The sequence below is a fragment of the Janthinobacterium agaricidamnosum genome (genome assembly GCF_003667705.1).
Taxonomy (GTDB): Bacteria; Pseudomonadota; Gammaproteobacteria; order Burkholderiales; family Burkholderiaceae_D; genus Janthinobacterium.
In genome coordinates this window covers 2568874-2592446 of the sequence record NZ_CP033019.1, presented here as the reverse complement: position 1 = coordinate 2592446, position 23573 = coordinate 2568874, and the positions used below count along the sequence as shown (strand labels likewise).

The following is a 23573-nucleotide window of genomic DNA, read 5'->3' as shown; positions in this document are numbered from 1 at the left end:
CAGTAAATGCAGGGCCGGCCATCATTCGGTAAAGCGTGGCATTATAACAAAGGACTTCGGGAAAGTGGCTGGCTTTGCAGCCACGCCACAGAGGATACCGGCGGCGGCGAACGAATCGCTACAGCCTGGATGGCCCTGTCTTTACTCTTGCCCCGGCATTCTTTATTTCGCCAGAGACAGGCTTTCCAGCCTGCTTCGTTCATTAGTATATGCGAACTGGCGCCCCGTCCGAAACAAAGAAATGCGCTCCTGGCGAAGATTTCGGCCAAAAAACCTTTGATTTACCTCAATTTGGCCATTTTTCAGGCAAACCTAAGCCGCACATCCCCTCTCCAAGTGAATTTAAAGGAGAAAACATCATGAGCGATAGCACACCCGGCAGTTCCAGCAACGCCAAAGCCAAGCTGCAAATGGTCCTCAGCCGCCTGCTCGACGGCGTCACGGACGACGATCTGCAAAAAATCCAGACGGAAGTCGATGAAATGGAATTGCGCATGAAGGGCGATGGCCACCACGACCACGACCACCCTACCGTCGCCTGACCCGGCAGTGGCTGCGCCTACCCTGCGAGCCGCTCCACCGGATGCGGACGTGCTGGCCGCCGTGGAAACGGCGCTGGTGACCCACCGCGCCTTTGGCGACAGCGGCTACATCCGCGACCAGCTGGCCGTCGCCTACCGGCGGCGCCTGCACAAGCTGGGCGGCACCCTGCCCGAGGCCGAACGGCTGGCCGGCGCGCTCGATACGGCGCCGCCCGCGCGCCAGCGCCAGTTGCTGGGCGACACGGTGCTGCGCTGCGCCGTCCAGCACGCCATGCGGCAACTGCACTTGGGTGACGAGTACGGACTGCCCCTGCCGCAATGCGCGGCGCTGTTCCAGGCGGCCAGCGAGCACCTGGACGCAGGCCTGCCCGGCGGCCCGCTGGTAGCCCATCTGCCGCCCATGGCACGCTTGCACGAGGGGCGCACCATGGAAGACGCGGACACCGAATGTGACACCTGCATATGGCATGCCTGGCAGGAAGGCACGCCATATGCGCGCGCCTTTCTTGCCGTGATGGACGATAACTACGGCGCGCCGCTGGCCACCCCTACGCCGCAGGAACGGGCGCTGCTGCGCCGCGGGCTAGGCTTGCTGGAAACCCTGCTGCCCCGCCTGACGGCCAGCGCGCTGTCTCACGTGCAATTGATCGCCCTGTTTCCCAAGCTGGGCACGTGGCGCGGCAAGGCGTCCAGCTCGCAATTTCGCGTCAATGGCAGCGTGTTCCTGAACCAGGAGCTGATCGGCAACCCGTGGTGGCTGGCCGAACACTTGCTGCACGAGTCGCTGCACCAGAAACTGTACGACTTCCGCCACGGCCACAGCCTGCTGGCGCCCGACTATGCGCGCGACGACGGCGCCAAGGTCTGCTCGCTGTGGAACGCGCCCGATGATGACGACAATCACTACTGGGATGCCCACCGCACCCTGGCCGCCTTCCACGTGTACGTCCACCTGGCCTTGCTGTGCCTGCTGGCCGAGCGCCAGGAAGCGGCGCTGGCGCCCCGGTACGGCCCCATTGGCCAGCACATGAGCGGCAGCCGGCGCGCCATCGACCGCGCCCGCTACCTGGGCGAACAATTGCACAACACCACCTGGCCGGAACTGGGATTGGCCGGGCGCCAGATGACGCGCTGGCTGCTGGACGTGCTCGACGCACTCGATACGCAACGGCGGCCCAGCGGCGCCACCTTGCACCTGCTGCTCGACCTGTACGAACGCCAGAGCCGCAAGCTCGACACTTTCCTCGCGCGGCAGCCGCCGCCCCGCAGCGACACGCTGGCCGCCCAGGCGCAGCAAGAGGTGGCGATGACGCGCGAGGCGCTGTACCTGCTGGATCAGGAAGCACCGCAGTCAACCCATGCGCAGGAGTACAACTGGCCGCAGGCACGGCAGCGCGTCTTGCAGGCACTTTGGCCGCTGACTGAAGATGATAAATTAATGGAAAGAAGCGGCTACCCGCAGGCGCAGGCACTGATTGCGCAGATGGTGCAACAGTCGAGCCGGCAACTGGGCGCACTCGGCGCACTGGGCTGATGAAACTGGGCTGATGAAATTAGTTCAGGGAAAATTTTGATGGTGCTGCACTTCCGGGCTGGAACAACCCGGATTGGTGCGGATGGGGAGACTCGAACTCCCAAGCCGAAGCACTGGCTTCTAAGACCAGCGTGTCTACCAATTCCACCACATCCGCATTTGTACTACTTTGTGCTACTTGCCACAGGCTGCTGCCCCTGATTTTAACAACTCGTGGGCGATCTGGCTACCGTGGACTGATAGAGCAAGCCCTCGGTAAAGCAAAGGCGGCATTCTACTGGATTTCCCAGAGGAATGCCGCCTTTTTTATGACTGCACCTTGGCGTTGCCTACTAGCCCTCTTTTGCGGTCGCAGGCTCCGGCTTCTTGACCCGGAACCAGGCCGCATACAGGGCCGGCAGGAACAGCAAGGTCAAGGCCGTTGCCAGGATCAATCCCCCCATGATGGCGACCGCCATCGGTCCCCAGAAGACCGAACGCGACAGCGGGATCATGGCCAGCGCCGCGGCGGCGGCCGTCAGCACGATGGGTCGGCAGCGGCGCACGGCCGAGTCGATGATGGCGTCCCATGGCGTCGAACCGTCATTGATGTCTTGCTCGATCTGGTCGACAAGGATCACCGAGTTGCGGATGATCATGCCGAACAGCGCGATGATGCCCAGGTTGGCCACGAAACCAAGTGGCCGCCCCAGCGCCAGCAAGGCAAACGCGGCACCCGCCACGCCCAGCGGCCCCGTCAGGAAGACCAGCAAGGAACGCGAGAAACTGTGCAGTTGCAGCATCAGCAAGGTGAAGATGATGAAAATGGCCAGCGGCAAGTTCGCCGAGATCGACGCTTCCGCCTCGCCGCTGTCGGCCGCCACGCCTTTCACGACGATGCGGTAACCGGTCGGCATTTTGGCGCGCAAGGCATCGAGCTGCGGCGCCAGTTGCGTCGACACGGTGGCGCCCTGGATGCCGTCGATCACATCCGACTGCACGGTAATGGCCCATTCGCGCTTGTCGCGCCAGACGACACCCGGTTCCCACACGAAATGCGCGCGGGCCAGCTGCGAGATGGGCACGGACTTGCCCGTTGCCGTCGGGATATTCGTGTCATTCAGCACGGAAATCGTCGCCCGCTCGGCCAAAGGCTGGCGCACCTGGATATCGATCAGCTTGTTGTCTTCGCGGAACTGGCCAATGACCGTGCCCGACAGAATTGTATTGGCCGCCTGCATCACCGTTTTCGAGGTAACGCCCAGCGCACGCATCTTGTCCTGATCCAGGTCCAGGCGCAGCACTTTCACCGATTCGTTCCAGTTATCGTTCACGCCCAGGGTGTTCGGATTGGCGCGCATAATGTCCTTGACCTGGTCGGCAATGGCCCGCACACCGGCCACCTCCGGCCCCATGACGCGAAATTGCACGGGATATGGCACGGGCGGCCCGTTCGGCAACAGTTTCACCCGGCCCCGCACTTCCGGGAAATCTTTCTTGAAGACGTCGACGATTTGCTGGCGCAAGCGTTCGCGGTCGGCCAGGCTCTTCGGCAAGACCACCACTTGCGACACGTTGGTCTGCGGGAAGATCTGATCGAGCGGCAAGTAGAAACGGGGACTACCGGTTCCCACGTAGCTGGTGACGCTTTCCACGCCGTCGAGCTTGCCAACAAAAGCCTCGAACTTCTTCACCTGTTTCTCGTTAGCAGCAAACGTCGTGCCTTCGGGCGACCACAGTTCCACCATCAGTTCCGGACGGCTGGAATCGGGGAAGAATTGCTTTTCGATAAAGTTAAAACCGTAAATACCCAGTGCAAAGATGGCCAGGGTGGCGGCAATCGTCGTCTTGCGCCACTCCACGCACCAGGTGACGGCGCGGCGGAAGCGGCGGAAGTTCGGCGTATCGAACAATTCATGGTCGTCATGCGCGTGCGGCTTGACCTTGAGCAAGACGTAGCCGATGTAGGGCGTGAAGACGACGGCCACCACCCAGGAAATGATCAGGGCCAGCGCATTGACGGAGAACAAGGAAAACGTGTATTCGCCGGCGGCCGACTTGGCCAGGCCGATGGGCAAGAAGCCCGCCACCGTGATCAGGGTGCCCGTCAGCATGGGCATGGCCGTGGACGTATAGGCGAACGTGGCCGCATCGAAGCGGGACATGCCCTCTTCCATCTTGCGCACCATCATCTCGACGGCGATGATGGCGTCATCGACCAGCAAACCCAGCGCGATGATCAGCGCGCCCAGCGAGATCTTGTGCAAGTCGATGTCGAGCAGGCGCATGAACAGGAAGGTGACGGCCAGCACCAGCGGAATGGTCAGCGCCACCACCAGGCCCGGGCGCACGTCGATGCGCAGCGGCTTCGTGTGCAAGCCCAGCGCGACAAAGCTGACGGCCAGCACGATCAGAATGGCTTCGATCAGGGTATGCACGAATTCGCCCACGGAAGCGGACACGGCTTCCGGCTGGTTCGACACGCGCTGCAATTCTATGCCAACCGGCAACTCGCTCTTCATGCGCGTCACCGTTGCCTGCAAGGCCTTGCCCATGTCGATGATGTTGCCGCCCTTTTCCATCGACACGCCCAGGCCGATCACTTCCTTGCCATTGAAACGCATCTTGTCCTTGGGCGGATCGACGAATTCACGCTTCACCGTGGCAAAGTCACCGAGGCGGAAGGTGGTGCCGTTGGCGCGCAGCTCCAGGTTTTCCAGGTCCTTGACGGTCAGCATGGCGCCCGTCACGCGCACTTGCAGATTGTCCGTCGGCGTCACCAGCACACCCGTGGCGTTGATGCTGTTTTGCTCGGACAATTGCTGCACGATGGCGTCGAAAGGAATGCCCAGCTGGGCAAATTTCTTGTGCGAAAAGATAATATTAATCTTTTCATCCTGCACGCCGAACAGTTCCACTTTCGACACCTGCCCCACGGCCAGCAGTTCCTGGCGCACCTTGTCCGCGTAATCCTTCATTTCCGCGTACGTAAAACCGTCGCCGGACAGGGCGAAGATGGAGCCGTAGGTGTCGCCGAACTCGTCGTTGAAGAACGGGCCCACGACGCCGGCCGGCAAGGTGCCCTTGATGTCGCCGATCTTTTTGCGCACCTGGTACCAGGCGGCCGCCGTTTCCTTGGGCGGCGCCGATTCGCGCAGCTCCAGCAGGATCAAGGTTTCGCCCGGCTTCGAATAGCTGGTAATCTCGTCGATGTATGGCGTTTCCTGCAGTTTCTTTTCCAGCTTGTCCGTCACCTGCTCGGCCATCTGCAGCGCCGTGGCGCCGGGCCAGTACGCTTGCAAGACCATGGCGCGGAAAGTAAACGGGGGATCTTCATCCTGGCCCAGGTTGGCGTAGCTGAGCATGCCGCCGATCAGCAGCACGGCCATCAGGTAGCGCGTCAGCGGGATGTGTTCGAGGGCCCAGCGCGACAGATTGAAGCCGCCCTTCATTTGGCCGCACCCACGCTGACGGCGGCAGCGGCGACATCCGGCTTGCTGGCCAGTTCGGCGCCGAGGATGGTCACTTTCTGGCCAGGCTTGAGCAGGTTGACGCCGGCCGTGACCACCGTCTGCCCCGCTTTCACGCCCGAGGCCAGCAGCAACTCATTGCCCGCCACGCCGCCCACCGTCACCGGCACGAGCTTCACGGCGCCGTTTTCCACCACCCAGACGGAGCTTTGCGACTTTTCATTGAACAGGGCCGTCAGCGGCACCTTGATCTGCGGCGTGGCCGTCTGCGAAGCGAACTGCACCACGGCCGTCATGCCCAGGCGCACTTGCGGCGCGTCCGGGATGCTGACCTTGGCAGTATAGGTGCGCGTGGCCGCATCGGCCACGGGCGACACTTCGCGGATCTTGCCCGGCAGCGCCTGCTTCGGGTCGGCCCACAGACGCACGACCACATCCTTGACACTGCGCAAGGTTTCCACCTTGTCTTCAGGAATGCCGATCACCACTTCCTTCTCGCCGCTCTTGGCCACCACCACGACGGGCGCGCCAGGCGCCACCAACTGCCCTACTTCCGCATCGATGCGCGTGACGACGCCGTCCGCATCGGCCAGCAGGCTGGCATAACCGGACTGGTTCGCCTGGCCCCGGTACAGGGCTTGCGCCGCTTCCACGTTTGCCTGCGCCGCCTTGTAGGTGGCGTCCTTGCCATCGAGCACGGCCTGGCTGACGAAATTTTTCTCGCGCAAGTCCTGGTAGCGCTTCAATTCCGCGCGCGCCAGGTCGCGGTTCGTTTCCGCGCTCACCAGCGAGGCCTTCGCCTGCGCCTGCGACAGCTGCAAGTCGGCGGGGTCGAGCTGCATCAGCACTTGCCCCTTCTTCACGCTGGCGCCCACGTCGACCTTGCGCGCGACGATCTTGCCGCCCACGCGGAAACCCAGCTGCGATACGACGCGGGGCACGACTTCGCCCGACAGCTCGGCACTCACGTCAACATTGCTACTAGACAACACGATGGCACGGACGGGACGCACGTCTTCCACTTTGACGGCAGGCTTGGAACAGGCCGCCAGGGTAGTCGCAAGGGCCGCGGCGGCAATCAGCCGCAAGGCAGGAAGTGCGGATGCGCCGGTCTCGCGGCGCAGGGTTTTCAGGGCAAACAAGGTATTTTCCTTTACTATGCGGGCTGCAATATTTTTATGCGGAGAAACTTTTTGCCTGTCCTTTGGGCCAAGCCAAACTTTTTCGCACGCGATATCCTTAAATTTGTGACAATATCAGTTTGGTCGTAGCGGAGGACGATTTTCCGCTAATGACTTTCTGGTTATTAATTATAATCGTGCGTAAAAGTTTTTAGTGACTTTTGCGTCATTAATCTTGAGACGTACAACGTCCGACCACATTCCAGCGTTTGCGGGAGTGCCGGACAAACGCAAGACTAGAGAAGTGTGTTCATGCCTGTAGACCATTACGAAAATTTTCCTGTTGCATCATTTTTACTGCCGCGCCGCCTGGTGCCCGCCGTCGAAGCCATCTATGCCTTCGCCCGCAGTGCCGACGACCTGGCCGACGAAGGCGACGCCACACCGGCCGAACGCCTGGCCTTTCTACACGCCTACGAAGAGGCGCTGGGCCGCATCGCCCGCCAGGAAGGCCATGCCGGCGAGAACGCCGCCATGTTCGAACGTCTGGCCGCCGTCATCGCCAAGTTCCAGCTGCCGCTCAAGCCGTTCCACGATTTATTGTCCGCCTTCAAGCAGGATGTGGAAACGACGCGCTACGCCAGCTACGATGACGTGCTCGATTACTGCGCCCGCTCCGCCAACCCCGTGGGGCTGCTGATGCTGCACCTGTACGGTGCGGCCGATGAACAGAATGTACGCGATTCCGATGCCATATGTTCAGCTTTACAACTAATTAATTTCTTGCAAGACGTCGCCATCGACCAGCAAAAAGAGCGCATCTACCTGCCGATGGAAGACTTGAGCCGCTTTGCCGTCTCCGCCGCCGCCTTCGAGCGGCCCGAGGCGCACGGCAAGTGGAGTGCCCTGATGCGCTTCGAAGTGGCCCGCGCGCGCGCGCTGATGCTGTCCGGCGCGCCGCTGGCCCTGCGCTTGCGCGGACGCATCGGCTGGGAACTGCGCCTGGTGGTGCAAGGGGGCTTGCGCATTCTCGAATGCATCGAAGCCGTCAATTACGACGTGTTCCGACGCCGTCCCAAGCTGGAGAAACGCGACTGGCTGATCATTTTCTGGCGCGCCCTGCGCATGTCGCGCAAAAGCCTGCATCAAGAGACACAAGTAAAAACGGCTTTTCCCCCGTCGCCCACTCTGTAAGACGATAGAATAGCGGCTTCGATCTGCAACCCTTGCTCTTTTGACTATGTCTCCCGACGAATACTGCCAACAAAAGGCCGCCCAGAGCGGCTCCAGCTTCTACTACAGCTTCCTGTTCCTGCCGGCCGAGCGCCGCAAGGCCATCACGGCCCTGTACGCCTTCTGCCGCGAAGTCGACGATACGGTCGATGAATGCACGGACGAAGCCGTGGCACGCACCAAGCTGGTCTGGTGGCGCAAGGAAGTCAAGGCCATGTACGAGGGCAACCCCACACATCCCGTGATGCGCGCGCTGCAGCCGCACCTGGACATGTATAAGCTGGAAGAAAAGCATTTGCAGGCCATCATCGACGGCATGGAAATGGACTTGAATCAGACCCGCTACCTCGATTACCAGGCCATGAGCCGCTATTGCTGGCACGTGGCCAGCGTGGTCGGTATCTTGTCGGCCAGCATCTTCGGCGCGACCCGCCCGGAAACCCTGCTGTACGCGGAAAAGCTGGGCCATGCCTTCCAGCTGACCAACATCATCCGTGACGTGGGCGAGGATGCGCGCAAGGGGCGCATCTACCTGCCGATCAGCGAATTGCAGCAATTCAATGTGACGGCGGCCGATTTGCTGAACGCGCGCCACAGCGAAAACTTTGAAAACCTCATGCGCTTCCAGGTGGCGCGCGCGCAAAAAGCCTACGACGAAGCGTTCGCCCTGCTGCCGGCGGAGGACCGCCGCGCCCAGCGCCCGGGCCTGATCATGGCCGCCATCTACCGCACCCTGCTCAACGAAGTCGAGCGCGACGGCTATCACGTGCTGAACCAGCGCATCTCGCTCACGCCGATCCGCAAACTGTGGCTGGCCTGGAAGACCTGGGTTCGTGGCTGACAGTAGCGTGAAGCAACGCTACGCCGTCATCGGCGCCGGCTGGGCCGGCTGTGCGGCAGCCATGGAACTGGCGCGCGCCGGCCATGCCGTGACCGTCTACGAGGCGGCGCGCACCCTGGGCGGGCGCGCGCGCCGGGTCGAACGGGAAAAGACGGTGCTCGACAACGGCCAGCACATCCTGCTGGGCGCGTACACGGAAACCTTGCGCCTGATCAAGCTCGCAGGGCAAGACCCTGCCGAGCTGATCCTCACCCTGCCCCTGCAGATGCGCTATCCGCCCGGCACCAAAGGCATGGATTTTCTCGCGCCGCGCCTGCCGGCGCCGCTGCACCTGGCGTGGGCATTGCTGCGCGCCAAAGGCTTACAACGCGCCGACAAACTGGCCCTGATGCGCTTTTCCACCGCCATGCGGTGGATGGGCTGGCAGCTGTACAACGATTGCACGGTAACCGAATTGCTGCAGCGCTTCGATCAGACGGACACCTTGAACCGCCTGATGTGGCATCCGCTGTGCCTGGCCGCGCTGAACACGCCGCCCGAGCGCGCATCGGCCCGCGTCTTCATCAACGTGCTGCGCGACAGCCTGGGGGCATCGCGCCGCCGCGCGTCCGACATGCTGATCCCGAAGGCGGACCTCTCCACCCTGTTGCCCGACGCGGCCGCCCGCTATGTGGAACAACATGGCGGCGCAGTGCGCACGGGCGCCAAGGTGGCCGCCTTGCACGCCTTGCCCGATGGCCGCTGGCGACTCGATGATGGCGTCGATGATGGCGAACACTATGACGGCGTCATCGTCGCCACCTCATCCGTGCAAGCGGCCAGTCTGCTGCAAGGCGTGCAGGACGCGCGCCTCGATGACGTTATTACCAAAATGCAGGCCTTCACGCCGGAAGCCATCAGCACCTGCTACCTGCAATACGACGCGTCGGTGCGCCTGGACTTGCCGTTTTACGCTCTCGTCGATGCGCCAGAGCAACAGCACTGGGGGCAGTTCGTCTTCGACCGGGGCCAGCTCGACGCGAATCAGGCGGGCTTGCTGGCCGTCGTCATCAGCGCGTCCGGCCCTGCCGCCGAGCAAGGCCATGGTCCGCTGGCGCAGGCGATCGCCGCGCAGCTGGCGCAAGTGCTGCAGCGCCCGGAACTGGCGCAACCGGCCTGGAGCCAGCTGATCACGGAAAAGCGCGCCACCTTTGCCTGCACGCCGGACCTGGCGCGCCCCGGCAATGCCAGCGGCATGCCGGGCCTGCTGCTGGCAGGCGACTACACGGCCAATGACGACCGGACGCAGGACTATCCGGCCACCATCGAAGCGGCCGTGCGCAGCGGCGTGGCGGCGGCCAGGATGGCGAACACGGGCAAGGCGGCAAAACAGACTTGACGGTGCATCCCGCCCTGGTGTCGCTCGCCCCCGCGAAATTGCATTCTGTCGCACCGTGCTGGTGCGCTCGCGTGCGCTTGGGTACAGTCTGATCATCGACAACGGCCATGCCACGGAAAATACCATGCACACCACCTTGCACTTGAAAAACAGCTTGAAAGCCGTGGCGCTGCTCGCTTGTGTGCTGCTCGCCACCGTCATCGTCATTCACGGACAGCAAGTGCCACAAACGCCATTGCTGCTGAGCCAGGCAAGCATGCTGCTGCCGGCGGTGGGCTGAGGCGGCGAAGCGGAGTAACAGGAAGAATATGATGAACAAGCAAGACTATCTCGAGGCACTGCGGCGCGCGCTGGCAGGCTTGCCGCCGGACCTGGTGGCCAAGACCCTCGATTATTACGAACAGACCTTCATCGAAGGCGCGGCGGCCGGCCGCAGCGAGCACGAAATCGCCGACGACCTGGGCGACCCGAAAAAGATCGCCCTCACCTTGCGCAGCAGCACCCACCGCCAGGCGTTCGAGCAAAAGAAAACCCCCGTCAACCTGCTGCGCCTGCTCGTCTCGCTGGTGGGCCTGGCCATCTTCAACCTGTTCATGGTCGTGCCCGCCGCCGTGTACGCGGCGCTGCTGGCCGCCCTGTATGCGGTCGGCCTGAGCTTTTACCTGGCCGGCATCGCCATCACGGCCAGCGGCTTGTCCGGCGCCAACGAACTGGTGCTCGAGGGGCCGCTGCGCCACGTCTTCATTCATGACGACGAGGGCGGCGAAGGCGACGAACGGCGCGAAACGCGCATCACCATCGGCGACAAGGGCATCGAAATCGACCATGTGCCCGGCCCCTTGCAGCGTGAACCGGCTGAAGCGGAGGCGCCCGGCGCTTCGTCGCGCATGATGGAGCGGGCCGAAGCGCTGGCCGGGGGCGGCATCCGCATCTCCACCGACATGGACCGCGATGCGCGCACCACACAAACCGTCTTCGGCGTGGGCATGCTGCTCGGCGGCATCGCCATATTCCTGCTCAGTCTGGTGGTCACGCGCTATACCTTGATCGGTATCAAGCGCTATATCGCCATGAATGTCTCCCTGCTCAAAGGTCACTAGAAAGGCTGCCATGAAACGCTTGCTCAAAGTCGGCCTGTCCATGCTCTTGCTGGCCATGGTCCTGATCGCCATGTCGTATGCGGCGCTGCGCGCCAAGGGGATCAGCAATCCCAGCAGCGCTGCCGGCCGCGCCGTGCGCAGCGACACGCGCCCGATTTCCGCCACTATCAACAGCATCGATCTGGCCGGTCCCATCGACCTGGTGCTGCGCCGCGGCGCCACGCCATCGCTGAAAGTGAGCGGCGAACAACGCCTGCTGTCGAACGTCGACACGACGGCCGACGGCACGACCCTGCATATCGGCCCGAAAGGCATGCTGTTCCACCATCGCCAGCCGCTGCAGGTGGAACTGGTGCTGCCAAGTCTCGTGCGACTGGAAGTGCACGGCAATGGCGACAGCAGGATCACGGGATTTTCCGGCGACAGTTTCATCCTGGAACTTATGGGTTCAGGCGACGTCAGCTTCACGGGCCGCTACAAGCAGGTGCAAGCGACCGTCAACGGCAGTGGCGATCTCGATATCAATGCCGGCAACAGCGACAGCGTCGTGCTGGAAATGGTCGGTTCCGGGCGCATCGCCGCCAGCGGCAACACGAAATTCCTGCGTGCCGACCTGAGCGGCTCAGGCGACATCGATGCCGAACACCTGGCGGCCGACAAGGCCAGCGTCAGTCTCCAAGGCTCGGGCCAGAGCACCGTCTTCGTGCGCGACGCCGCCAACCTGACCCTGCGCGGCAGCGGCGACATCCACGTCCACGGTAATCCGCGCCAGCGCGAGACCCAGAAAAGCGGGTCAGGCGACATCATCTGGCATTAATGATGACGCAGTTCACAATCTACTGCGCGGCGCGATTTGCGGCTGGCGATGCTCGCTGCCTCGGCGGCCCCGTACCAGAGTACAGCTGCGCTTCTCAGCCACAACTCGGGGCCGCTCGCTACGATTGTGAGCTGCGTCGTGGCGTTGAAGCATTTCTTTTTCAGCAATTCTTTTCCAGCCACGCCACGGCCTGCTCGCCGGCCGCCTTGCCTTGCGCCAGGCAGGCCGTCAGCAGGTAGCCGCCCGTCGGCGCTTCCCAGTCCAGCATTTCCCCCGCCACGAAGACGCCTGGCATGGCGCGCAGCATGCTGCCGTCGATGCCCTCGAAGTCCACGCCGCCGGCGCTGCTGATCGCTTCATCGATGGGGCGCGCACGCTTGAGCGTGACAGGCAGCAGCTTGATGGCGGCCGCCAGCCTGGCCTCGTCGGCAAAGTCGGCCGCGCTCAGGCATTCGCGCAGCAAGCCCGATTTCACGCCCTTGATGCCCAGCCGGCTATTCAGGTGGCTGGACATGGAACGGGCGCCGCGCGGGCGCGTCACTTCCTCGAACACGCGTTCATGCGTGTGGTCGGGCGCCAGGTCGAGCCAGATGGTGGCGTGGCCGTCGCGTGCGATCTGCTCGCGCAGCGCGGCCGACAGCGCATAAATCAGGCTGCCTTCGACGCCGCCCGCCGTGATGACGAACTGCCCCTGGCGCTTGATGATCAAGCCGTCGATGTCATGCGCCGTGATGGCCACGGTCGCCAGCGGTTCGCCCGCATGGCGGCTGCTGAAATGTTCGCTCCAGTCCACGTCGAAGCCGCAATTGGCCGGCGCCAGCGCTTCCACGGCCACGCCCTGCCCTTGCAGCAGCGGCACCCAGGCGCCGTCCGAACCAAGCCGCGCCCAGCTGCCGCCGCCCAGCGCGAGGATCACGGCGTCGAAGGCGCACAGGCGTTCGCCGTCCGGCGTGGCAAAGACCAGCTGGCCGTCGCGCCAGCCCGTCCAGCGGTGGCGCATGTGAAACTGCACGCCCGCTTCGCGCAGGCGGTGCAGCCAGGCGCGCAGCAGGGGCGCCGCCTTCATGTCCGTGGGGAAGACGCGGTTCGACGAGCCGACAAAGGTCTCGACGCCCAGGCCGTGCACCCAGTCGCGCACCTTTTGCGGGCCGAACTGGTCCAGCGCCGGTTTCACGCGGTGCGCCTGCCGGGCGTAGCGGGAGACGAAGGCCTGGTAGCCTTCCGCATGCGTGATGTTCATGCCGCCCCGCCCCGCCAGCAGGAATTTGCGGCCGACGGACGGCATGGCGTCGAACAACTCCACCCTCGCCCCCTGGTCGCTGGCCGCCTGGGCGGCCATCAGGCCGGCGGGGCCGCCGCCGATGACGGCGATGTGAAAGGGAGGAAGGCTGGAATCGGTCATGGCAGGCTGAAAGACGGTGAAAACCCCGGCATTTTAGTCGAGATAAGGCCCGGAGATGGCAAGAATGCCGAAAAATGATGCATACTGCGCGCAGAGGCCGCAGCGACCGGCGGCTTGACTTCACGCGACAACGCGACGACAAGAGGAGAAACACATGGGTGCAGGATTCTGGATTTCCCGTTATTTGCTGGCCAGCTCGATCTTATTCATCATCCTGACGGTGGTCGAGTACAGCAAGGGCACGACCAGCCAGACCGACATCCTCAGCGCGCTGGCCTGGTCGCTGGTGGCGTCGGCCATCTTCATCGGCTCGAAATACTGGCGCTACAGGAAGGCCGTCGCCTGCGCCACGTGCAGCGGGGACAAACCGAAAACCAGATCGTCATGAAAAAACGGCCACTTCGATGAAGTGGCCGTCTTGTTTGAGAAATGGGATCAGCCGCCCGTTACGGGCGGGAAGAACGCCACCTCGTCGCCTTCGCCGATCACGGTGTGGGCATCGCACATCACCTGCTTGTGCGCCGTGCGCAGCGCGCGGCCCTGGGCCAGCGCGTACTCCCAGTTGCCGCCGCGGGCGATCAGCAGGTTTCTCACCTCGCCCACCGTCAGCGGCCCGGCCACTTCCAGCACTTCGTGACCCGTGCCCACCAGTTCGCGCACGCTGGCAAAAAATCGCAGATTGATCTTCATCGATACTTCCTTAGTACAGCAATTCGTTAAACGGAATAAAACGCAGCATGTCGCCGCGCGCAATCGACAGCCCCGGCGGGCAATCGATCAAACCGTCGCCCCACACGGTGGACGTCAGCACGCCCGAACTCTGGTTGGCGAACAATTCCAGCTCGCCCTCATCATTCACTTTGGCGCGCAGGAACTCGTTGCGCTTGTCCGCCTTCAGGCGCTCGAACGCGGCCGGCAGCTTGTAGCTGCGCGGCGCCAGGCTGCCCGCCGCGCCCTGCAGGCGCAGGATGAACGGGCGCACGAACAGCAAAAACGTGACGAAACTGGAGACGGGATTGCCGGGCAAGCCGATAAAGAACGCCTCCCGCACTTCGCCAAACGCCAGCGGCTTGCCCGGCTTGACGGCGATCTGCCACATGTTCAGCCGCCCTTCCGCTTCCACGGCCGGCTTGATATGGTCTTCCTCGCCCACGGACACGCCGCCCGAGGTGATGATCAAATCATTGCCCTGCGCCGCCTGGCGCAGCACGGCGCGCGTCGCTTCCAGGCTGTCGGGCACGATGCCCAGGTCCGTGATCTCGCAGCCGAGGTTTTCCAGCAGGCCGCGCAAGGTAAAACGGTTCGAGTTGTAGACGGCGCCCGGCACCAAAGGTTCGCCCGGCATGGCCAGCTCGTCGCCCGTGAAGAACACGGCCACGCGCAGCTTGCGCAGCACCGGCAACTGCGCCAGGCCCACGGAAGCGGCCAGGCCCATTTCCTGGCTGCGCAGGCGCCGGCCCGCGCCGAGGATTTCGCCGCCGGCGCGGATATCCTCGCCCTGACGGCGCACCCATTCCCCGGCTTTCGGCACGTGGTTGACCGTCACCATGCCGTCCGCCGCCGTGCACTGCTCCTGCATCACGACGCAGTCGGCGCCTTCGGGGATCAGCGCGCCCGTAAAAATGCGCGCCGCCGTCCCCGGCTGCAAGGGCTGGCCCACGTGACCGGCCGCGATGCGCTGCGACACGGGCAGGCTGGCCGCGCCGCTGGCGCAATCGCTGGCGCGCACGGCATAGCCATCCATCTGCGTGTTGTCGCGCTCGGGCACGTTCAGGGTCGACGTTTGCGCCGTGGCCAGCACGCGGCCGTTGGCGCGCATGGTGTCGACCAGCTCCACCTCGGTCACCGGGCGCGCCGCGCCCAGCATGAAGGCTTGCGCTTCGGCCACCGACAGCATGGGTTTGCGTACAGTGCTGGCGTCCGTCATCACAAGCCCGTATTGGCGGCGATATACGCCTTCATTTTTTCCACGTCCGTGCCCATCACAACGAACTTTTGCGGCAAGTCCTCGATGTTTTCGAAGCCGGCCGGGCGTTCCGCGTCCACGCCCAGCGCTTCGAGGATGGTTTCGTTGAACTTGGCCGCCAGCGCCGTTTCCAGCACGATCATCGGCACGTTCGGCTCCAGGTGTTCGCGCGCCACCTTGATGCCGTCGGCCGTGTGCGTGTCGATGGTGATACCGTAGTCGTCGGCGACGTCGCGGATGGTGTCGAGGCGGTCCTGGTGCGTGGACTTGCCCGACTTGAAGCCGTATTTGGCCACCAGCTTGAACTCGTCGCCATCGCTGCCAGGTTTGCCGGAGAGGTCAAAGCCGCCGTGCGTTTCCACTTTCGTGAACAGGGCGCGCACGCGCTCGCTGTCGCGGCCCACGAGGTCGTAGACGAAGCGCTCGAAGTTCGACGCTTTCGAGATATCCATCGACGGGCTGCTCGTGTGGTACGTCTCGGCCGACTTGCGCACGCGGTAGACGCCCGTGCGGAAGAATTCGTCGAGCACGTCGTTTTCATTCGTCGCGGCCACCAGTTTCGAGATGGGCAAGCCCATCATGCGGGCGATATGGCCGGCACAGATATTGCCGAAGTTGCCCGACGGCACCGTGAACGACACTTTCTGCTCGTTGCTGGTGGTGGCCGCCAGGTAGCCGCGGAAGTAATACACGACCTGCGCCACGACACGCGCCCAGTTGATGGAATTGACGGTGCCGATCTTCTGTTTCGCCTTGAACGGCAGGTCGTTCGACACGGCTTTCACCATATCCTGGCAGTCGTCGAACACGCCTTCGACGGCGATATTGTAGATGTTCGGGTCTTGCAGGCTGAACATCTGCGCCGTCTGGAAGGCGCTCATTTTCTTGTGCGGCGACAGCATGAAGACGCGGATGCCCTTCTTGCCGCGCATCGCGTATTCGGCCGCGCTGCCCGTGTCGCCGGACGTGGCGCCGAAGATATTGAGTTCGGCGTCGTGCTTGGCCAAGGTGTATTCGAACAGGTTGCCCAGCAGCTGCATGGCCATGTCCTTGAAGGCCAGGGTCGGGCCGTTCGACAGCGCCTGCAGCATCAGCGTGGTCGATCCGCCCTTGACGACGTTTTCTTCGAGTACGCGCAGCGGCGTGATGTCGGCCGCGTTTTCGCCGGCGCGGGCGTTCTTGTAGACTGCCTTGGTATAGGTTTTCGCCGTCAGTGCCTTCAGGTCCGCGGCCGGGATATCGGTGGCGAACTTCTTCAGGATTTCGCAGGCCAGGTCGGCATACGACAATGTGCGCCAGGCATTGAGCTCGGCACCAGTGACTTGCGGGTAGTGTTCAGGGAGATACAGTCCGCCATCGGGGGCCAGGCCGCCCAGAAGGATGTCGGAGAATTGCTGCGGATTCGATGGCGCTTTGTCAGCGCGGGTAGACACGTAATGCATAGATTTGAAGAGTCCAGTTGAGCTGAGTGCGGTTGATCATGAATGGCAGCGGATATTATAGTGCCAGCGGCCGTCCAAGGCGAATCGCGTGGCGCCAGCCTGATCAAGATGTGACAATTGGAGAGCCTGCTTATTATCAAACAAGCCATAATTGTATGAGATCAAGCCAGGCGAACATGACCCGCGTACGCACTGGCGCGCGCCGACGATTTAGGCCACACTGAGCTTTCTGCCCTGCAAAGTGCCAATAATGGAGTCGAAAACCGGCCATGTCGCTGAGTAAAAAACCATATCTGCAAAGCGCCGCGCTGCGCTCCGACGCTGTCGTCGACCTCGATCACTATCCGTTCACCATCCCCGCCATCCGCGACTTCGTGCACATGGATTTCCACCCCGACGTGACGTTTTTCGTGGGCGAGAACGGCAGCGGCAAGTCGACCATGCTCGAAGCGCTGGCCGTGGGGCTGGGCTTCGGCAAGGATGGCGGCACGCGCAACGTGCACATCGCCCTGCCGTCGGACGAGGAATCGGGCTTGCATGCACACTTGCGCCTGAGCAAGAGCTATAAAAAACCCGAGGACAGCTATTTCCTGCGCGCCGAAAGCTTTTTCAACGTCGCCACCTACATGGACGCCATGCCGGAATACCTGGGCAGCTACGGCGGCAAGTCGCTGCACGCGCAGTCGCACGGCGAAGCGTTCATGGCGACCCTGATCAACAAGCTGCGCGGAAAAGGCTTGTATTTGCTGGACGAACCGGAGGCGGCCCTGTCGCCCAGCCGCCAGATGGCGGCTTTATCGGTGATCCACCAGCTGGTGCAGGATGACTCGCAGCTGATCATCGCCACCCACTCGCCGATTCTGCTCGCCTACCCGAACGCGAAAATCCTGATGTTTACAGGCGGCGGCATCCATGAGGTGGCGTATGAAGACACGGAACACTATGCCGTGACGCGCGATTTTTTGAATAACTACCCGCGCAGGCTGGAGCAGTTGTTTGAGGAGGAGTGAGGTGGTGGTTTGCTGCTTTGGTGATGTCGGCTTACTTATTTGGTGATGTCGGCTTACTTATTTGGTGATGTCGGCTTACGCCCTGCGGGCTAAGCCGACCTGCGCCGACCTGCGTTGCTTGCGGCATGGCGTAGGTCGGATTAGCGCTGCGCGCGTAATCCGACGCCACCACCAGCGCATCAGCAAGCGGCGTGGTTGACTGTAATCACGTGGATGGCCAGGCCGCCCAGGGACGTTTCCTTGTACTTGTCCTGCATGTCCGCGCCCGTCTGGCGCATGGTTTCGATGACTTCGTCGAGGCTGACGAAGTGCGTGCCGTCGCCCTTCAACGCCAGCGAGGCGGCCGTGATGGCTTTCACGGCGCCCATGCCGTTGCGTTCGATGCACGGGATCTGCACCAGGCCGCCGATGGGGTCGCAGGTCATGCCCAGGTGGTGTTCGATGCCGATTTCGGCCGCGTTCTCGATCTGTTCATTCGTGCCGCCCAAGGCCGCCACCAGGCCGGCTGCCGCCATGGCGCAGGCCACGCCCACTTCGCCCTGGCAACCCACTTCGGCGCCCGAGATCGAGGCATTGCGTTTGCACAACATGCCGATGGCCGCTGCCGTCAGCATGAAGCGGCGCACGCCGCCGACCGGATCGCTGGGGCGGCAATCCTGCGCGTAGTAGCGCAGCACGGCCGGGATGATGCCGGCGGCGCCGTTGGTCGGGGCAGTGACCACACGGCCGCCGGCCGCGTTTTCCTCGTTGACGGCCATCGCGTACAGGCTGACCAGGTGCACGGCGTCGTGCGGCAAGTCGTTGGCGCGGTTGTCCGACGCCTTCGCTTCCTGCGCCAATCGCCACAGTTTGGCGGCGCGGCGCTTGACGTTCAAGCCGCCCGGCAGGTTGCCCGTCGTTTCCAGGCCGTGCGCGATGCAGTCGCGCATGACGTGCCAGATGCGATCCAGGCCTTCATCGAGTTCCGTCTCGCTGCGCTTGACGCACTCATTGGCGCGCAGCATTTCAGGGATCGACAGGCCGCTTTCCACGCCATGCGCCAGCAACTGCTCCATGGTGTCGAAGGGGAAGACGACGCGGGCGGACGCGGCCGATTCCACGGCAGCTTCCGCCTGGGCTTCGCCTGCCTCGCGGATAAAGCCGCCGCCGATCGAGTAATACACCTTGTCGACGCGGCTGCCGTCAGCCAGTTTCAGCGTAAAACGCATGCCGTTCGGGTGTTCGGGCAAGGATTCGCTCTTGTGCCAGATCAAGCCCGTGGCCGCCGTAAACGGCACCACGTGCGTGCCCAGCAGCGCGATCTCGCCGGCCGCCTCGATGGCGGCCAGCTTGCTGTCGACTTCGTCGGGCACCACGTCTTGCGGCGTTTCGCCCATCAGGCCAAGAATGACGGCCTTGTCCGTGGCATGGCCCACGCCCGTCAGCGCCAGCGAGCCATACAGGGCCGCCTCGACGCCCACTACCTGGTCCAGCGGACCGTATTCGACCAGAAAACGCCGCGCCGCCACCATCGGCCCCACCGTGTGGGAACTCGACGGCCCGATGCCGATCTTGAACAGGTCAAATACGCTCATATCCATGTAGTGTCTCTTTATATTAGTATGTTTTTATGAATGCCGGGACAAGACTCAGGCCGCCTTGGCCGCCTGCCCCGCATCGACATTGGCCAGCATGTCCGTGACCATCTGCTCGACGCCGATCTGCGCCTTCCAGCCCCAGTCGGCGCTGGCCTTGCTGTCGTCCAGGCTTTGCGGCCAGCTGTCGGCGATGGCCTGGCGGCTGTCCGGCTTGTAGCTGATCTTGAAGTCGGGCACCATGCGCACGATGGCTTTCGCCAGCTGCTCGGGGTTGAACGACACGCCGGCCACATTGTAGGACGAGCGGATCTTGATCGATGCCGCCGGCGCGTCCATCAGTTCGATGGTGGCGCGGATGGCGTCGGGCATGTAGATCATCGGCAAGGTGGTGTTCGCATCGAGGAAGCAGTCATAGCGCTCGCCGCGCAAGGCTGCATGGAAGATGGCGATCGCGTAATCGGTGGTGCCGCCGCCCGGAGGCGATTTGTAGCTGATGATGCCAGGGTAGCGGATGCTGCGCACGTCCACGCCATACTTGTTGAAGTAGTATTCGCACAGGCGCTCGCCGGCCAGCTTGCTGATGCCGTACATCGAGGTCGGGTCCATCACCGTCATTTGCGGCGTGTTCACTTGCGGCGTGTTCGGGCCGAAGGCGGCAATCGACGACGGCCAGAAGATGCGCAGCGGCTTGCCCGCTTCGCCCCGCTCGCGCGCCAGTTCCAGGATATTCAGCAAGCCATCCATGTTCAGGCTCCACGCCTTCAGCGGCGCCGCTTCGCCCGTGGCCGACAGCATGGCCGCCAGCTGGTACACCTGGGTGATGTTCTCGTCGGCGATGATCTTCGCCAGGCCGTCCTTGTCCAGCACGTTCAGCTGCGCGTAGCGCCTGGCCTGGTACAGATTGTTCGTGCCGATGTCGCTGGCGATGACGTTGTCCGCGCCGTGCTGCTGCGCCAGCGCGCCCACCAGTTCACTACCGATTTGGCCGTTTGCGCCAATGACTAAGATGCGTTCCATGCTATTTTCCTGAATTCTTGTTAGTTGGTCGTGGTAGTGGCGGTCAGCAGACCGAGTTCCTTGCCGGCCTGCTCGAAGGCGGCCAGCACCTGCACCAGCTGCTCGCGGGTATGCGCGGCGGACAGCTGCACACGGACACGGGCCTGGCCCATCGGCACGACCGGGTAGAAGAAGCCCGTCACCAGCACGCCCAGTTCATACAGGCGGGCGGCGAATTTCTGTGCCACGGGCGCGTCGAACAGCATCACGGGAACCACCGGATGCGTGCCCGGCTTGATGGTAAAGCCGATGCGCTCGATCTCGCTGCGGAAGAAAGCCGTGTTGTCATGCAGGCGGTCGCGCAGTTCCGTCGACTTGGCCAGGCGCTCCAGCACCGACAGCGAAGCGCCGGCGATCGATGGCGCCAGCGTGTTCGAGAACAGATACGGGCGCGATTTCTGGCGCAGGGTGTCGATGACTTCCTTGCGCGCCGAGGTAAAACCGCCCATGGCGCCGCCCAGGGCCTTGCCCAGGGTGCCCGTGATGATGTCGATGCGGCCCATCACATTGTGGTGCTCGTGCGTGCCGCGGCCCGTCGCGCCCATGAAGCCCGAAGCGTGGCATTCGTCGATCATCACCAGCGCGCCGTACTTGTCGGCCAGGTCGCAGATCTTGTCGAGTTGCGCAATCGTGCCGTCCATCGAGAACACGCCGTCCGTGACGATGACCTTGTGGCGCTTGCCGGCGGCAATCGCCGCCTGCAGCTGCACTTCCAGGTCGGCCATGTCGTTGTGCGCATAGCGGTAGCGGCCGGCCTTGCACAGGCGGATGCCGTCGATGATGGAAGCGTGGTTCAGCGCGTCCGAGATGATGGCGTCGTTTTCATCGAACAGGGGCTCGAATACGCCGCCGTTGGCGTCGAAGGCCGCCGCGTACAAAATCGTGTCCTCGGTGCCCAGGAAGGCGGAAATCGCCTGTTCCAGTTCTTTATGTACGGTTTGCGTGCCGCAGATAAAACGCACGGACGACAGGCCGTAGCCGTATTTTTGCGTGGCGGCAATAGACGCTTCCTGCGTCTGCAGGTCGCCGGACAGGCCCAGGTAGTTGTTCGCACACATATTGATCAGGGTACGGCCGTCGTCGCACACCACTTCAGCGCCCTGGCGCGAGGCGATCACGCGCTCGGGCTTGTACAAGCCCTGCTGGCGCAGTTGATCGAGATTCTGTTGCAGACCGCTGAAAAAGGTGTTCTTCGCTTGCTCGCTCATGATATTCCTTGTGTCCCTGATGTATGCGTGTGGTGTGCGTGTGGTTTCAGCCGCCATATGGGAAAAGCCGCCGCTTGACCGGTGCGCGCACAATGCTGTACCGTGAAGCGCTGTTTGAAGTCTACACGTTTCCGTGATTTCCTTCAAAATCCACTATTTCGAACTGAAATTCAATATAGTGGATATTACCCAAGCCTTTTGAACTTTGCAAGCCACCTGCCGATGAAAACCAGCGTTTCGACCAATTCTCCCCCTGAAGTGGGTGCCACCCTGCAACGGCTGCGCCTGGCGCGCGGCCTGACACTCGAGGATTTGTCGCGCATCGCGGGCGTGTCGAAGTCCATGCTGTCGCAGATCGAGCGCGAAAAAGCCAATCCCACCATCGCCATTACGTGGCGCCTGGCCAACGCCCTGGGCGTGCAGATCGGCGAATTGCTGTCGAGCGCGGAAAAAGCCGTGGAAACCATCCGCATCACGGATGCCCACGAAACCCCCACCCTGCCCGGCGACCACGCGGGCTACGTGCTGCGCATCCTGGGGCCGATGGAACTGGCCGGCAAATACGAGTGGTATGAAGTGACCCTGGCGCCCGGTGGCGAACTGGCGTCGCAGCCGCACGACCCGGGCACCACCGAGCATTTGACGGTCATCCACGGCAACCTGGAACTGGAAGTGGGCGCGGCGAAGAAAAAGGTCAAGAATGGCGGCACGGCACGCTATCCGGCGGACCAGCCGCATACGATACGCAACCTGGGCAAGACCGAGGGCAAGGCTTTGCTGGTGGTGATCCATCGATAAGGCACGCCAGCAGTGCGCAATATGTCCATATGGCTATGCTAAGATTTTAGTATAGACAAGATTTCCAGGCCTGGATGTCTTCGCAGAGCGTCGCGGCACATCCCGGCTCGTCCCTCCGCCACACTGCGCGCGGCATCCAGGCCTCCACCGCCTACACGGAGCCACAGCGATGACCATTTCCGACAGCACCACCACCTTCCACAACAAGACAGTCGTCCAGTACGACCCCGACCTGCCGTTCGATGCGTCACCGGGCATCGTCTACCGCCTGTCGCTCGAATACGACGACAAGCGCAAGATGGACGAGCTGATCGCCGGCTTCCTCGACAAAGCCGACAAGGGCGCGCTCGAAGCGCTGATCATCGGCATGTGGGGCGACCCGTACGAATCAGGCGCCGACGAAGTGATGGCCGCGCTGATCGCCCACGCGCCGCAGCTGCCGAAGCTGCGCGCCCTGTTCATCGGCGACATGACTTACGAGGAATGCGAAATCTCGTGGATCGTGCAAGGCAGTTACAAGCCCCTGCTGGACGCCTTCCCGCTGCTGGAAGAATTGCGCATCCGTGGCGGCAATGAACTCGTCATCGAGCCGTTCGCGCACCAGCACCTGCGCCGCTTCACCATCGAAGCGGGCGGCCTCGATCAAAAGATCGCCGAAGCGCTGGCCCAATCGAGCATGCCGCAGCTGGAACACCTGGAGCTGTGGCTGGGCACGGACGACTATGGCTTCTCGGGCGACGTGGACCTGTACCGCAAGGTGCTGGCGCAGCAGACCGTGCCGACCCTGCGCTACCTGGGCTTGCGCGACGCGGAAATCGCCGACGACCTGGCCGTCTGGCTGGCCGAGGAACCGCTGGTGGCGCAGCTCGACACGCTGGACCTGTCGCTGGGCACCATCGGCGACCTGGGCGCCGTGGCCGTGCTCAATCACACGCAGCTGGGCAAGTTGAAGCGCCTGGACCTGTCGCACCATTACATTTCCGAGGAAAACCAGGCGAAACTCAAGGCGCTGCCTTTCGAGGTGGTGCTGGACGACCCGCAGGAAGCGGACGAGGACGACGGCGAAAGCTACCGCTACGTGGCCGTGGGCGAATAAGCG

At 63.0% G+C, this 23573-nt stretch carries 21 protein-coding genes and 1 tRNA gene; 12 read left to right on the top strand and 10 right to left on the bottom strand.

Translation table 11 applies throughout. The annotated features are described in order from the left end of the window. Positions 1–359: 359 nt before the first annotated feature. Positions 360–542, top strand: coding sequence for a hypothetical protein (locus D9M09_RS11670; protein ID WP_070288232.1), 183 nt, complete (start codon positions 360–362; stop codon positions 540–542). Beyond that, the gene (locus tag D9M09_RS28915) at positions 505–2076 is read left to right on the top strand and encodes a hypothetical protein (RefSeq protein ID WP_162995638.1); all 1572 of its coding nucleotides are present in this window, start codon (positions 505–507) and stop codon (positions 2074–2076) included. The genes D9M09_RS11670 and D9M09_RS28915 overlap by 38 nt, the downstream gene beginning before the upstream one ends. Before the next feature lie 74 nt (positions 2077–2150). On the opposite strand, the gene D9M09_RS11660 is transcribed toward D9M09_RS28915, so the two are convergent. The 3 genes from D9M09_RS11660 to D9M09_RS11650 all read right to left on the bottom strand — a co-directional run bounded on the left by D9M09_RS11660 (position 2151) and on the right by D9M09_RS11650 (position 6667). Then, positions 2151–2233 (bottom strand) — tRNA-Leu (locus D9M09_RS11660). A gap of 175 nt (positions 2234–2408) precedes the next feature. After that, positions 2409–5507, bottom strand: a complete 3099-nt coding sequence (locus D9M09_RS11655; protein WP_121669333.1) for an efflux RND transporter permease subunit — start codon at positions 5505–5507, stop codon at positions 2409–2411. Continuing rightward, the gene (locus D9M09_RS11650; RefSeq protein WP_121669332.1) at positions 5504–6667 is read right to left on the bottom strand and encodes an efflux RND transporter periplasmic adaptor subunit; all 1164 of its coding nucleotides are present in this window, start codon (positions 6665–6667) and stop codon (positions 5504–5506) included. Before D9M09_RS11650 ends, D9M09_RS11655 begins: the two co-directional genes overlap by 4 nt. Before the next feature lie 291 nt (positions 6668–6958). Here D9M09_RS11650 and hpnC point away from each other — a divergent pair, with 291 nt between their 5' ends. The 6 genes from hpnC (at position 6959) to D9M09_RS11620 (ending at position 12015) form a co-directional block, all read left to right on the top strand. Then, positions 6959–7840, top strand: coding sequence for a squalene synthase HpnC (gene hpnC / locus D9M09_RS11645; RefSeq protein ID WP_070218668.1), 882 nt, complete (start codon positions 6959–6961; stop codon positions 7838–7840). Positions 7841–7886: 46 nt separating this feature from the next. Next, positions 7887–8720: a presqualene diphosphate synthase HpnD gene (hpnD, locus tag D9M09_RS11640; RefSeq protein ID WP_121669331.1), complete on the top strand. Its 834-nt coding sequence runs from the start codon at positions 7887–7889 to the stop codon at positions 8718–8720. A gap of 7 nt (positions 8721–8727) precedes the next feature. After that, positions 8728–10098 (top strand): hydroxysqualene dehydroxylase HpnE, encoded by a 1371-nt coding sequence (gene hpnE, locus D9M09_RS11635; RefSeq protein ID WP_346428576.1) that lies wholly within the window; start codon positions 8728–8730, stop codon positions 10096–10098. A gap of 124 nt (positions 10099–10222) precedes the next feature. Beyond that, positions 10223–10378, top strand: coding sequence for a hypothetical protein (locus D9M09_RS11630; protein WP_162995637.1), 156 nt, complete (start codon positions 10223–10225; stop codon positions 10376–10378). 28 nt (positions 10379–10406) lie between these two features. Then, a complete protein-coding gene (locus tag D9M09_RS11625; RefSeq protein WP_240453620.1) occupies positions 10407–11198 on the top strand; it encodes a DUF1700 domain-containing protein in 792 nt (263 codons plus the stop codon). 10 nt (positions 11199–11208) lie between these two features. Further along, positions 11209–12015 (top strand): head GIN domain-containing protein, encoded by an 807-nt coding sequence (locus D9M09_RS11620; protein WP_121669328.1) that lies wholly within the window; start codon positions 11209–11211, stop codon positions 12013–12015. 160 nt (positions 12016–12175) lie between these two features. On the opposite strand, the gene D9M09_RS11615 is transcribed toward D9M09_RS11620, so the two are convergent. Further along, complete coding sequence (locus tag D9M09_RS11615; protein WP_121669327.1) at positions 12176–13417, bottom strand: TIGR03862 family flavoprotein; 1242 nt, start codon at positions 13415–13417, stop codon at positions 12176–12178. 154 nt (positions 13418–13571) lie between these two features. Here D9M09_RS11615 and D9M09_RS11610 point away from each other — a divergent pair, with 154 nt between their 5' ends. Then, positions 13572–13805 (top strand): hypothetical protein, encoded by a 234-nt coding sequence (locus D9M09_RS11610; protein ID WP_070218662.1) that lies wholly within the window; start codon positions 13572–13574, stop codon positions 13803–13805. A gap of 47 nt (positions 13806–13852) precedes the next feature. Here the strand turns inward: D9M09_RS11610 and D9M09_RS11605 are convergent, their stop codons facing one another. The 3 genes from D9M09_RS11605 to thrC are packed head-to-tail and all read right to left on the bottom strand — an operon-like array spanning position 13853 to position 16825. Beyond that, positions 13853–14107 carry a MoaD/ThiS family protein gene (locus D9M09_RS11605; RefSeq protein ID WP_121669326.1) on the bottom strand — a complete coding sequence of 85 codons (255 nt, stop codon included), beginning with the start codon at positions 14105–14107 and terminating at the stop codon, positions 13853–13855. A gap of 10 nt (positions 14108–14117) precedes the next feature. Beyond that, the gene (locus D9M09_RS11600) at positions 14118–15344 is read right to left on the bottom strand and encodes a molybdopterin molybdotransferase MoeA (protein WP_121669325.1); all 1227 of its coding nucleotides are present in this window, start codon (positions 15342–15344) and stop codon (positions 14118–14120) included. Further along, positions 15344–16825, bottom strand: coding sequence for a threonine synthase (thrC, locus tag D9M09_RS11595; protein WP_070218659.1), 1482 nt, complete (start codon positions 16823–16825; stop codon positions 15344–15346). The genes D9M09_RS11600 and thrC overlap by 1 nt, the downstream gene beginning before the upstream one ends. A 269-nt stretch (positions 16826–17094) precedes the next feature. Here thrC and D9M09_RS11590 point away from each other — a divergent pair, with 269 nt between their 5' ends. Further along, complete coding sequence (locus D9M09_RS11590; protein ID WP_121669324.1) at positions 17095–17835, top strand: AAA family ATPase; 741 nt, start codon at positions 17095–17097, stop codon at positions 17833–17835. 179 nt (positions 17836–18014) lie between these two features. Here the strand turns inward: D9M09_RS11590 and D9M09_RS11585 are convergent, their stop codons facing one another. From D9M09_RS11585 to kbl, 3 genes are read right to left on the bottom strand one after another with little or no spacing between them, the layout of a single operon-like run. After that, positions 18015–19415, bottom strand: a complete 1401-nt coding sequence (locus D9M09_RS11585) for an L-serine ammonia-lyase (RefSeq protein WP_121669323.1) — start codon at positions 19413–19415, stop codon at positions 18015–18017. Positions 19416–19463: 48 nt separating this feature from the next. Continuing rightward, complete coding sequence (locus D9M09_RS11580) at positions 19464–20429, bottom strand: NAD-dependent epimerase/dehydratase family protein (protein ID WP_070288215.1); 966 nt, start codon at positions 20427–20429, stop codon at positions 19464–19466. Between the two features lie 20 nt (positions 20430–20449). Continuing rightward, positions 20450–21676 carry a glycine C-acetyltransferase gene (gene kbl / locus D9M09_RS11575; RefSeq protein WP_121669322.1) on the bottom strand — a complete coding sequence of 409 codons (1227 nt, stop codon included), beginning with the start codon at positions 21674–21676 and terminating at the stop codon, positions 20450–20452. A gap of 222 nt (positions 21677–21898) precedes the next feature. Between kbl and D9M09_RS11570 the strand changes: the two genes are divergently transcribed. Next, positions 21899–22474, top strand: coding sequence for a helix-turn-helix domain-containing protein (locus tag D9M09_RS11570; RefSeq protein ID WP_070218654.1), 576 nt, complete (start codon positions 21899–21901; stop codon positions 22472–22474). 169 nt (positions 22475–22643) lie between these two features. Then, positions 22644–23570 carry an STM4015 family protein gene (locus D9M09_RS11565; protein ID WP_121669321.1) on the top strand — a complete coding sequence of 309 codons (927 nt, stop codon included), beginning with the start codon at positions 22644–22646 and terminating at the stop codon, positions 23568–23570. Positions 23571–23573 lie beyond the last annotated feature (3 nt).

Excerpts from the sequence above, each read along its gene's own strand:
- D9M09_RS11670 (WP_070288232.1), top strand. The coding sequence starts at position 360 with ATGAGCGATAGCACACCCGGCAGTTCCAGCAACGCCAAAGCCAAGCTG.
- D9M09_RS28915 (WP_162995638.1), top strand. The coding sequence starts at position 505 with ATGGCCACCACGACCACGACCACCCTACCGTCGCCTGACCCGGCAGTG.
- D9M09_RS11655 (WP_121669333.1), bottom strand. The coding sequence starts at position 5,507 with ATGAAGGGCGGCTTCAATCTGTCGCGCTGGGCCCTCGAACACATCCCG.
- hpnC (WP_070218668.1), top strand. The coding sequence starts at position 6,959 with ATGCCTGTAGACCATTACGAAAATTTTCCTGTTGCATCATTTTTACTG.
- hpnD (WP_121669331.1), top strand. The coding sequence starts at position 7,887 with ATGTCTCCCGACGAATACTGCCAACAAAAGGCCGCCCAGAGCGGCTCC.
- D9M09_RS11630 (WP_162995637.1), top strand. The coding sequence starts at position 10,223 with ATGCACACCACCTTGCACTTGAAAAACAGCTTGAAAGCCGTGGCGCTG.
- D9M09_RS11625 (WP_240453620.1), top strand. The coding sequence starts at position 10,407 with ATGATGAACAAGCAAGACTATCTCGAGGCACTGCGGCGCGCGCTGGCA.
- D9M09_RS11620 (WP_121669328.1), top strand. The coding sequence starts at position 11,209 with ATGAAACGCTTGCTCAAAGTCGGCCTGTCCATGCTCTTGCTGGCCATG.
- D9M09_RS11615 (WP_121669327.1), bottom strand. The coding sequence starts at position 13,417 with ATGACCGATTCCAGCCTTCCTCCCTTTCACATCGCCGTCATCGGCGGC.
- D9M09_RS11610 (WP_070218662.1), top strand. The coding sequence starts at position 13,572 with ATGGGTGCAGGATTCTGGATTTCCCGTTATTTGCTGGCCAGCTCGATC.
- D9M09_RS11605 (WP_121669326.1), bottom strand. The coding sequence starts at position 14,107 with ATGAAGATCAATCTGCGATTTTTTGCCAGCGTGCGCGAACTGGTGGGC.
- D9M09_RS11600 (WP_121669325.1), bottom strand. The coding sequence starts at position 15,344 with ATGACGGACGCCAGCACTGTACGCAAACCCATGCTGTCGGTGGCCGAA.
- thrC (WP_070218659.1), bottom strand. The coding sequence starts at position 16,825 with ATGCATTACGTGTCTACCCGCGCTGACAAAGCGCCATCGAATCCGCAG.
- D9M09_RS11590 (WP_121669324.1), top strand. The coding sequence starts at position 17,095 with ATGTCGCTGAGTAAAAAACCATATCTGCAAAGCGCCGCGCTGCGCTCC.
- D9M09_RS11585 (WP_121669323.1), bottom strand. The coding sequence starts at position 19,415 with ATGGATATGAGCGTATTTGACCTGTTCAAGATCGGCATCGGGCCGTCG.
- D9M09_RS11580 (WP_070288215.1), bottom strand. The coding sequence starts at position 20,429 with ATGGAACGCATCTTAGTCATTGGCGCAAACGGCCAAATCGGTAGTGAA.
- kbl (WP_121669322.1), bottom strand. The coding sequence starts at position 21,676 with ATGAGCGAGCAAGCGAAGAACACCTTTTTCAGCGGTCTGCAACAGAAT.
- D9M09_RS11570 (WP_070218654.1), top strand. The coding sequence starts at position 21,899 with ATGAAAACCAGCGTTTCGACCAATTCTCCCCCTGAAGTGGGTGCCACC.
- D9M09_RS11565 (WP_121669321.1), top strand. The coding sequence starts at position 22,644 with ATGACCATTTCCGACAGCACCACCACCTTCCACAACAAGACAGTCGTC.